The following is a 2668-nucleotide window of genomic DNA, read 5'->3' on the forward strand; positions in this document are numbered from 1 at the left end:
TGTCTGTCGTTCTCCGCTGGCAGGGCGTCAAGTCAATGATGGCAGATTGCTGGGGTTTTTAGAGGCTCCTTTTAATGATTTTTCCCAATTTTGGCTTCCTCTGTGAGCGGCCCGCGTCCTTCAACTCATCCGCCAGGGTCATCTCAATGTAAGCAGTTGCCGTTAAAACTGCTGCAATGTCCAGGCCACGTTTGAAGCAGTTCTTCGCTTCCTTGAGCAGAGTGGGTGATTCAACATCATGACTCAAAAAGGCGACGGGAGGCTGCTCCATCACACCCAGCCATTCGATGCGCTCAGCGCGATCAGATCTTGACTCAATGTCAGCACTTTCCAATGCGTCCAATAGGGTGAGATTCATGCGTTTCAAGCCTCGTAATAGACAGACACCACCACAAAGGTGTGCTTGCCGGAAGGTAACTGCGTTTCGAACTCGTCATCCGCGCGTTTTTTCAGCAATGCGCGCGCCAACGGCGAATCGATACTGATCCAGCCCCGTCCGGCGTCGGTCTCGTCCGGGCCGACGATGCGGTAGTGCAGCAGTTCGCCGCTGTCGGCGTCTTCCAATTCGACCTGCGCGCCGAAGAACACAGCGCGTGGGTCGGTCGGCGCGGTATCCACCACACGCAGCGCTTCCAGCCGTTTGCTGAGATAGCGCACGCGGCGATCGATTTCACCAAGCTGCTTCTTGCGGTAGGTGTATTCGGCATTTTCCGAGCGGTCGCCTTCTGCGGCGGCCGCAGCCAGCGCACGCACCACCTCTGGCCGACGCACCCGCCAGAGATCTTCCAACTCGGCCTTGAGCCGGACATGACCTTCGGGCGTGATCAGCGCGGTGCTTTTTTCGGCAGGCGGGCGCCAGCGGCTCATGGGCGGTGTGATCGGACGGCTGGGAAGCGATGCTAGCGCGCATGACCTGCTTGCGCATCTACCGCCGCGCAGCGAAGCTTTGCGTTCTCGGACACGGACGCCGTCACGCTATTGATGCCGCTGCACAAATCCTGGTCGCGCCAGACAGTGCCTGGGTGACGCTGCTGCTGGTGCTGATCAATGTGGTGGTCTACCTGGGCTATCAACGCAAGGACGACGCGCTGGTCGAAAACGCGGTGCGCTATGACGTCGACTCCGGTCTGGGTGCGTTGGAGGCGCAAGCCCACGCGCACTATCTCGAGCAGACCGACGACGCCAAAGTGCGCGCCGCGCGCCAGGCAAAGCTGGACACCGTTCCGGCGCGTCAGCGCGTCGCGTCTCTGGCGCATCTGACGACGAACGATGTGGCGTTCGCGCAGGCCTTGCGCAGCGGCACGCTGTTCAAGGACGAGGAGCGTGTGCGCGAATGGCGCGGGCTGCGCGCGCCCTAAGATGCGCGCCTGTCCAAGGTGTTCACGCTGCGCCATCTCCAGCGCAGTTCGGAATGGTCGCCGGCGTGGATGCTGACGGCTATATTTCTGCATGGAAGTTTCGATCATTTGCTGGGAAACATGCTGTTTCCGCTGGCGCTGGGCACCTTGCTGGAAGGAGCGATCGGCAGCGGCTGGTTTCTGCTGCTGTATCTGCTCGGCGGTTTTGGTGCCAGCGCGGCCAGCCTGTGGTGGCGCTGGGGCGAGCCGGGCGGCTGCTTGGGCGCCTCGGGTGCGATCGCCGCGTTGATGGGGGCTCTCTGCGTTGTCTGGGGGTGCTGAAAAGTGCGCTTTTTCTGCAGGTTTTTTGCAGTGTTCAACTACGTGCGTGGCCCGGCGATTCTGCTGCTGCCGCTGTGGTTGTGCTGGGAGCTGTACAGCCTGTTGTCGAGCGACGACGCAGCGGTCGCCTTCGAAGCGCATGCCGGCGGCTTGGTCAGTGGCGCGCTGCTCGGTGGCCTGTTGGTGCTGTTGCAGCGCACCCGCTCGGCCTTTATTGAAGAGGGCGATGCAGTGCGGGTGGACGATCGCTGGGAGCGCGCGCAGCGGCATCTGTGGCGCATGGAGAACGTAGAGGTGGAGTGCTTATTGGCCGAGTTGGCTGGCGAGCAGCCGCACAATCTGGAGCTGGCACTGGCGCGTTATCGCACCGCGCGCAATGCAGGCCGTAGCCAGGACATCTCGCGGCGCGCGCAGGCGCTGTTGCAGCTGCACACGCATCACGCCGAGCAGACGCGCATCCAGCTGGCGGTTGCTACCGACTTGAGCAAGGCCAGGATCGATGACGCGCCATCGGCGCGCATGGCCGTGATCGGTGCATGCCTGCGCAATGGGCTGCTGGCCGATGCCGAGCGCCTCTTGAAAGAATGCGAGCTCAGTGCGTCGCGCGCAGAGTTGGCGCAGCACTGATTCGTGCTGGCCCTGCGGCACGACGAGTTGCAGGACGGCGCGCAGCGCACGCGCTTGTTGCGTCAGCTGTTGGAAAAGTTTGCCGAGCAGGGCCAAGCCAACAAAGCGCGCTTTCTGCTCGACAATGGGTGAGCCGGTTCGGCTTGCTGGCTCTGTGGTTTGGCTGCAGCGCTCTTGCCCGCCCCCCCTCGCGGGACACGCCGTGAATCCGTCCATGGAGGCTCTTGTGCGGCATCCATGCCGCAGAAGGTCCCGCAACGTGGGCGGGCAAGGACCAGTCGAGATCTGAGGTATCCCCACGTTTTTCAGCCCATGACCATCTGGTTGTAGACGTGTTCGGGCAGTGTGCGTAATCGCTCCAG

Annotated in this window: 2 protein-coding genes and 1 pseudogene; 1 reads left to right on the forward strand and 2 read right to left on the reverse strand. The window is 62.3% G+C overall.

The window, feature by feature from the left end; genetic code table 11:
- Positions 1 to 58 precede the first annotated feature (58 nt).
- Together XpopCFBP1817_RS20405 and greB are read right to left on the reverse strand one after the other, a co-directional pair.
- Complete coding sequence (locus XpopCFBP1817_RS20405) at positions 59 to 358, reverse strand: hypothetical protein (protein WP_244171283.1); 300 nt, start codon at positions 356 to 358, stop codon at positions 59 to 61.
- 5 nt (positions 359 to 363) lie between these two features.
- Positions 364 to 867, reverse strand: a complete 504-nt coding sequence (gene greB / locus XpopCFBP1817_RS20410; RefSeq protein WP_128418462.1) for a transcription elongation factor GreB — start codon at positions 865 to 867, stop codon at positions 364 to 366.
- A 114-nt stretch (positions 868 to 981) separates the two neighbouring features.
- On the opposite strand from greB, the pseudogene XpopCFBP1817_RS22345 reads away from it, so the two are divergent.
- Positions 982 to 2438 (forward strand): annotated as a pseudogene (locus XpopCFBP1817_RS22345) (rhomboid family intramembrane serine protease).
- The last annotated feature ends 230 nt before the right edge of the window (positions 2439 to 2668 follow it).

Source organism: Xanthomonas populi (genome assembly GCF_002940065.1).
GTDB classification, from domain to species: Bacteria; Pseudomonadota; Gammaproteobacteria; order Xanthomonadales; family Xanthomonadaceae; genus Xanthomonas; species Xanthomonas populi.